The sequence below is a fragment of the Pirellulales bacterium genome, from assembly GCA_019694455.1.
Lineage (GTDB): Bacteria > Planctomycetota > Planctomycetia > Pirellulales > JAEUIK01 > JAIBBY01.
On the sequence record JAIBBY010000057.1, the window covers coordinates 22,377 to 29,244 of the forward strand.

Consider the following 6,868-nt stretch of genomic DNA (forward strand, 5'->3'; position numbering starts at 1 on the left):
CCAGAGCGTTATTCCAACGATTGGGATGCTGGAATGGCTCTGTCGCGCTACAGCTAACGCTTCACTTGCGCCAATTCGTGCCAGAGATGCGCGCTGGTCTTGATGCCGCGATGGAAGTCGGCGATCGAGAACTTTTCGTTTGGCGAGTGGGTGTTGTCGTCGTTCTGCCCCCAGCCCAGCAAGAGGGTATCGACACCCAACAAATGCTTGAAAGTGCCCACCACGGGGATGGAGCCTCCTTCGCGGATGAACACTGGTCGGCGGCCAAAGCCGCCTTCGATTGCGCGACTGGCGGCGGCCATATAAGGGCTGTCGAGCGGGACGACGACGCCGGGAGCGGCGTGGAAGTCGATCAGTTCCAGCTTGATGCCTGGAGGGCAAAGCTCTGTTAAACGCTGGCGCAGCGCCGCGGAAATCCTGCGAGGGTCTTGTTGGGGGACCAGGCGAAAGCTGAATTTGGCGCCGGCCTTGGCTGGGAGAACCGTCTTGGCGCCTTCGCCTTGATAACCGCTCCACAGTCCGTTGATGTCGAACGTGGGGCGCGCCCAGCGGCGCTCGATGGTGGTGAAGCCTTCTTCGCCAGACAGGCCATCGACGCCGACCTGCTGCATGTACTCGGCTTCGCCACGATCGATCTCGGCGAATTGCTTGCGTTCGGCCGCAGTCAGCGGGGTCACGTCGTCGTAGAAGCCAGGGACTTGGACTTGCCCACGATCGTTGATGAGGGCTGCGAGCATGCGCGTGAGGGCATTGGCCGGGTTGGTGACCGAGCCGCCAAAGGTGCCGGAGTGCAAGTCTTGCTTGGGCCCGGTCAACCGCAATTCGTAATAGGCGATTCCCTTGAGGCCATAGGTGATGGCGGGTTGGCCGGGGGCGAATTGGCTGGTGTCGCTGATGACGACCACATCGCACGCCAATCGCTGGCGGTTGGCTTCAATAAAATCGTCCAGGTGACGGCTGCCGACCTCTTCTTCTCCCTCGATCAAGAATTTGAGTTGCAGCGGCAGCGACTGACCGCTCTTCAGCCAAGCTTCTGTGCTCTTCACATGAGTGAGCATCTGCCCCTTGTCGTCGGTGGCGCCGCGGGCGTAGAGGTTGCCGTCGCGCTGGGTGGGCTCAAAAGGGGGCGATATCCACTCGTTGAGCGGATCGGGAGGTTGCACGTCGTAATGCCCATAAACCAAAACCGTTGGCGCGCCGTCCACCGGCGGCGACTCGGCATAAACAATGGGGTGGCCGGGCGTGGCGCAAATTTCGGTCTTGAGACCCATGGATTTGAATTGCCCGGCGACCCAAGCCGCGGCCTTCTCGATGTCTGGCTTGTGCTTGCTGTCGGCGCTGACACTGGGAATACGGAGCAGTTCGCACAATTCGGCCACATAGCGATCGGCATTTTGGGCAACGAATTGATCGACTTTGGCAACCGCGTCCGGGCTGGAACTTGGCATCGGTGTCCGTTTCTCGCTAGCTTAGAAGTGGCCGCCACACACTGGGGGGCGGCTTGGTTTCGGTATAATATCGCCAGCTCGCCTGGTCGGCTATTGAAGCGGCCGCCAGGAAGGCTGGCACGACTGCTTCCTGCCATTGCAGACGCTCTGTTCCATGAAAATCACACGCAACGGGCTTTCGGCGGCTCAAGGCGAATCTGTCGGCGCGGCGGTTGCGGAACCGCCCGTCGAGACAGAGCCTACGCAGCCCAAGCGCCGCGAGGCGACCAACGACAAGAAGAAGCCGAAGCGGCAGCCGCCGTATCAGGTGGTGCTGTGGGACGATGACGACCACTCGCACGGCTATGTGATGACGATGCTGCTAGAGCTATTTGGCCATCCGCTGGAAAAGGGATACCAGCTTGCCAAGGAGGTGGACACCACGGGGCGCGCGGTGGTGCTGACAACCACGCGCGAGCATGCGGAGCTGAAGCGCGATCAAATCCATGCCTACGGCAAAGACGGATTGATCGATGGTTGCCAGGGATCGATGTGGGCAACGATCGAGCCGGTCGAGTAAGCGATGTCGATCAGCAGTGAAGTAGGAAGCTCGACCGAACCGAATGGTCCGTGCATGCGCGCGGTGACTTTGGGTTGCAAGGTCAACCAATACGAGACGGAATACGTTCGCCAAGGCCTGCTCGGCATTGGCTATCACGACGCGGCCGAAGGACAACCGGCCGACTTGTGCATCGTGAACACCTGCACTGTGACCAATGAGGGGGACTCGAAGAGCCGGCAAACGATTCGACAATTGGCGCGGCGAAACCCCGGCACGCGGATCGTGGTCATGGGCTGCTACGCCACGCGCGCTCCAGAAGAAGTGGCGGCGTTGCCGGGAGTGGTCGAGGTGGTGCGCGACAAGCGCGAGTTGCCCGATCTGTTGGGCCGGTTTGGCGTGGTCGATATTCCGACTGGTATTTCGAGTTTCGGCGGCCGCCAGCGAGCGTATGTCAAAGTGCAGGATGGCTGCATTTTGAATTGCAGCTTTTGCATCATCCCAACCGTGCGACCGGGGCTGGCCAGCCGAGCGCCAGCGGCGATCTTGAGCGAAATTTCGAGACTGGTCGGAAATGGCTACCGCGAAATTGTGCTCACGGGGATTCACTTGGGGCACTATGGGGTCGATCTGAATCGCGGCCGGCCGAAGTGCGAGTGGATGCGGTTGTCGCATCTGTTGGAGCGCATCGTCGCGTTGCCGGGCGAATTTCGCGTGCGGTTATCGAGCATCGAAGCGACCGAAGTGACTCGCGAACTGGTGGCCGTCATGGCGGCATATCCGCAGCGGATTTGTCCGCATTTGCATATCTCAATGCAAAGCGGTTCCGATACCGTGCTTGCGCGGATGCGGCGCCGCTGGGGAGCGCGGCGATTTGTCGATCGCTGCCGGTTGGTGCAAGAGAGCCTTGACCGGCCGGCAATCACCACCGACATCATCGTGGGTTTTCCGGGCGAAACGGAAAGCGAGTTTCAAGCGACCTGCGATGTGGCCACTGAGGTGGGCTTCTCCAAGATACACATCTTTCCATTCAGTCCGCGACGCGGCACCGACGCCGCGCGCATGGCGGATCAGGTGTCGGCCGACGAAAAGGCGGATCGCGCCGCGCGACTGGCTGAACTGGAACAACGGCTCAAGCAGCGCTACTTTGAGAGCCTGCTGGGCATTCGGCTGGAAACGCTAGTCGAGTCGCCTGTCGACAACCGCGCGGGTTGGATGACGGGCACCTCCTGCCGCTACGCGCCCGTTGAATTTGAGGCGAACCGCGACAGCATTGGGCAATATGCCACGGTCGTGGCGTGCGAAATTCGCGACGGCCGCATCGTCGGCGAGCTATGACCGCGAACCCTTTTTTGGAGATTGCCGATGGCAGGCGATGGAGCGTGGTACTTGGCGCGCGGCACGGAATCGGTGGGGCCGATGACGGTTTCCGACCTTGCTAAGCAACTCGCAGGCGCGGCCGGAGAACGCACCTTGGTGTTTGGGCCGGGGCTGACCGATTGGACCGAGGCGCGGCATGTGCCCGCGATTGTCGCGGCGCTGCGTGGCGCCAGTGGTCCTCCCGCGCCGCCGAAATCGCGCCGGGCCGACGAGATTGACTACGAGATCTTTGGCGAGGAGATGCAGTACGTCGAGATCACGCTCGATCCGGGCGAGATGGTCGTGGCCGAGGCGGGCAACATGATGTACATGACCTCCGGCATTCAGATGGACACCGTGTTTGGCGATCCATCGGCGCAGCAATCTGGTCTGTTCGGCAAGCTGATGTCGGCCGGCAAACGCGTCTTGACCGGGGAGTCGATGTTCATGACCACATTCATGAACGGCGGCGGGGCGCGTGAGCAGGTGGGTTTTGCCGCTCCGTACCCGGGCAAGATGCTACCGATGCGCCTCGACGAAATGGGGGGCGAGCTGATCTGCCAAAAGGACTCGTTCATCTGCGCAGCGCGTGGCGTGCAGGTTGGCATCGCGTTTCACAAGCGACTTGGCGCGGGCTTGTTTGGCGGCGAAGGCTTCATCATGCAGCGACTGACCGGGGATGGCATTGCGATGGTGCATTCTGGCGGCACTTTGATGCGGAGGACGCTGAAGCCTGGTGAGACGCTGCGCGTCGACACCGGGTGCCTGGTTGCGCTGCTGCCGAGTGTGCATTACGACATCGAGTTCGTGGGCGGAATCAAGAACTCGATTTTTGGCGGCGAGGGGATGTTTTTTGCCACATTGACTGGCCCCGGCGACATTTGGTTGCAGTCGCTGCCGTTCTCGCGATTGGCGGGTCGGATCATTGCCGCAGCGCCAAGCATGGGACGCGGCGGCAAGGAAGAAGGGTCGCTGTTAGGTGGACTGGGACGGATGCTCGATGGCGACAATGGTTGATGTCGCTCGAATCAGAATGGGAGCCAAGGTCGCAACTGGCGGCGCACGCGATCGAGCGCGAGTTGCGTATTGGAGAATGGCGCATCGCTAGGGATTTGAAGCAGGCGCCTGAGTACATGTGCCGATTTTCGCTCTGACCGCTCGCCGCCGGCGAGGCCATTGAGGGTAAGCGTTAAGGGACGACTGTCGAAGTTCGTTGCAGTCGGTGGCACCGGGCGCCAAGCGGCCGGTGGCGGCCAGACTGGCCTGAGTCGCAAGAGACTCTCGATATCCAGTTCGGCTGCAGCCGGCATCCAACCGGGTGGATAATCGACCATCCAGAGCGTGCGCGGCGGCGCCATGGCGCGATGGCTTTCTAGCATGCCGAGGCAGATCACAGCGCGCGCCGGGAACAAGCGCGACAGATATTCGCCGATCGGGCCGATCTCCCTGCGGACGCGTTCGAGGCCGGCGCCTTGTTCGGCGGGATCGGGATATTCGACAAAGATGCGACCCGCGATGGCGTCGAGCGATTGCATCAACGCGGCATGATCGCGCATCCAGTGCAATACGTTGAGGCACAGCACGGCCGAGAATTGTTGTCCACAGCGGCGCCACGGCGTCATCCGGTTGGCAGTCAGCCGGCGGGTGACAACGACAATACGCTCGACATCGGTCAGGCCGACGGCGGAGTTCGCTCGATGCGACTGTAATACGGCGTGTTGCACGCGGGCCGAGCGCAGGTCAGCCTCCGCGCTGACGACCAAGCATTGGGGACGTGACTGCACGATGTTCAGGCCAAACCAGCCGAAATTGGAGCCGACGTCGAGAATGGCGCCCGCTTCCGGCAGGTACGAATCGATCAATTGCCAGCGGCGGCTGCAATCGCGCTCGCCACGATGCGCAACGCGACCAGCGAGCAGCACGTCTTGATAGACGCTGATTCCCTCGAGCAGGCGTGGCGTAAGAGTGAGCGGCATCCGTGCCTTGCTCGCGATTTTGCTTGACGGTTCGGTTGATATGGCCGCCGGTTGCGCTTTGGGCCAAGCGCGACTTGCAACGGCGAGCCTGGTTCATCGTCTTGCGGAGAATGAACAAGGCTACCCGGCTAGGATTCGAACCTAGAATGAGGGAGCCAAAATCCCTAGTGTTACCGTTACACTACCGGGTAGAACGGCCTAACGGCCAGCGAATGGTTCTATCGGTAATGATAGGCAAGATCAAGGCGAAAGGGAGCGGGCGCGGGCTATTCGACCGTGACGCTCTTGGCCAGATTGCGGGGCCGATCGACATCGCAGCCGCGCAGCACCGCCACATGATAGGCCAGTAGCTGCAGCGGGATGACGTTGACGATGGGTTGCAGGAAATCCTCGACCCAGGGGACATAGATCACATCGTCGGCCAGTTCCGCGGCGCGCGAGTCGCCATCGGAAACAATGGCGATGACCGGGCCACCCCGCGCTTTGATTTCTTCCAGATTGGCCATCACCTTGTCGTACACGAGGCCCTGCGGCATGAGAAAGACGCTGGGCGTCTCGTCGTCGACCAGAGCGATGGGGCCGTGCTTCATTTCCGCCGCAGGGTACCCCTCGGCATGGATGTAGCTGATTTCCTTAAGCTTGAGGGCGCCTTCGAGCGCCGTGGGAAAATTGTACTGCCGGCCCAGGTAAAGGAAGTTGTTGGCCTGATAGTACTTTTGCGCAATTGCCTGCACCGCCGTGTTGCAGTTGAGGGCCGCTCGAACCTGATCTGGCAACGCCTTGAGTTGTTCGATGATTTTGAGGCCTTGGCCAAAGCTCAAATGGCGCATACGGCCAAAGTAGAGGGCCAGCATGGCCAGCGCCACACACTGCGAGGTGAAGGCCTTGGTGGAGGCCACGCCGATCTCTGGCCCGGCGTGCAGGTACATGCCGCCATCCGACTCTTTGGCGATGGTGCTGCCCACCACGTTGCATATCGCCAGGGTGGGATGCCCCTTGCGTTTGACCTCGCGGAGCGCGGCCAACGTATCGGCGGTTTCGCCGCTTTGCGTGATGGCGAACAACAGCGTGTTCTTCTCTAGCGGAGGATTGCGGTAACGCAATTCGCTAGCGTATTCCACCTCGACCGGGATGCGCGCGAACTCCTCCAGCAGATATTCGCCAACCAGGGCGGCATGCCAACTGGTGCCACAGGCGGTCAGTACGATGCGATCGATGGCGCGAAGCTTTTGCGGCGAGATATTGAGGCCACCAAAAACGGCGGTGGCGTCGTCGACGCTGAGCCGGCCCCGCATCGTATTGGCCAGAGTTTCTGGCTGCTCAAAGATCTCTTTGAGCATGTAGTGCGAATACCCGTTGAGATCGACGTCGCCCGATTCGAAATCGAGCACTTCCACATGAGGATGGACCCGTCCTTGGTCGCGATGGACGATGCGGAGCGCATCGGCAGTGACGACAGCCAGTTCGTGGTCGGACAGGTAAACGATCTTGTCAGTATGCCCAACCAGCGGCGAGGGATCGCTGGCGATAAAGTGTTCTTCTTCGGC

6 protein-coding genes and 1 tRNA gene are annotated in these 6,868 nt (G+C 61.1%); 3 read left to right on the forward strand and 4 right to left on the reverse strand.

Translation table 11 applies throughout. The annotated features are described in order from the left end of the window. Positions 1–53 precede the first annotated feature (53 nt). Entirely contained in the window at positions 54–1,448 is a 1,395-nt protein-coding gene (locus tag K1X71_17985; protein ID MBX7075037.1) for a dipeptidase, read from the reverse strand. 154 nt (positions 1,449–1,602) lie between these two features. On the opposite strand from K1X71_17985, the gene K1X71_17990 reads away from it, so the two are divergent. The 3 genes from K1X71_17990 (at position 1,603) to K1X71_18000 (ending at position 4,362) form a co-directional block, all read left to right on the forward strand. After that, a complete protein-coding gene (locus K1X71_17990) occupies positions 1,603–2,007 on the forward strand; it encodes an ATP-dependent Clp protease adaptor ClpS (protein ID MBX7075038.1) in 405 nt (134 codons plus the stop codon). Positions 2,008–2,061: 54 nt separating this feature from the next. Beyond that, positions 2,062–3,324 (forward strand): tRNA (N(6)-L-threonylcarbamoyladenosine(37)-C(2))-methylthiotransferase MtaB, encoded by a 1,263-nt coding sequence (mtaB, locus tag K1X71_17995; protein ID MBX7075039.1) that lies wholly within the window; start codon positions 2,062–2,064, stop codon positions 3,322–3,324. Positions 3,325–3,405: 81 nt separating this feature from the next. Beyond that, positions 3,406–4,362, forward strand: a complete 957-nt coding sequence (locus K1X71_18000; protein MBX7075040.1) for a TIGR00266 family protein — start codon at positions 3,406–3,408, stop codon at positions 4,360–4,362. A gap of 11 nt (positions 4,363–4,373) precedes the next feature. Here K1X71_18000 and K1X71_18005 read toward each other — a convergent pair whose 3' ends face one another. The 3 genes from K1X71_18005 to glmS all read right to left on the reverse strand — a co-directional run. Beyond that, complete coding sequence (locus K1X71_18005; GenBank protein ID MBX7075041.1) at positions 4,374–5,321, reverse strand: hypothetical protein; 948 nt, start codon at positions 5,319–5,321, stop codon at positions 4,374–4,376. A 120-nt stretch (positions 5,322–5,441) separates the two neighbouring features. Continuing rightward, a tRNA-Gln gene (locus K1X71_18010) sits at positions 5,442–5,512 on the reverse strand. A gap of 75 nt (positions 5,513–5,587) precedes the next feature. After that, positions 5,588–6,868: glutamine--fructose-6-phosphate transaminase (isomerizing) (gene glmS / locus K1X71_18015; protein MBX7075042.1), on the reverse strand; the 1,281-nt coding region annotated here is incomplete at its 5' end.

Coding starts and splice junctions, on each gene's coding strand:
- mtaB (MBX7075039.1), top strand. CDS start 2,062: ATGCGCGCGGTGACTTTGGGTTGCAAGGTCAACCAATACGAGACGGAA.
- K1X71_17990 (MBX7075038.1), top strand. CDS start 1,603: ATGAAAATCACACGCAACGGGCTTTCGGCGGCTCAAGGCGAATCTGTC.
- K1X71_18000 (MBX7075040.1), top strand. CDS start 3,406: ATGACGGTTTCCGACCTTGCTAAGCAACTCGCAGGCGCGGCCGGAGAA.
- K1X71_18005 (MBX7075041.1), bottom strand. CDS start 5,321: ATGCCGCTCACTCTTACGCCACGCCTGCTCGAGGGAATCAGCGTCTAT.
- K1X71_17985 (MBX7075037.1), bottom strand. CDS start 1,448: ATGCCAAGTTCCAGCCCGGACGCGGTTGCCAAAGTCGATCAATTCGTT.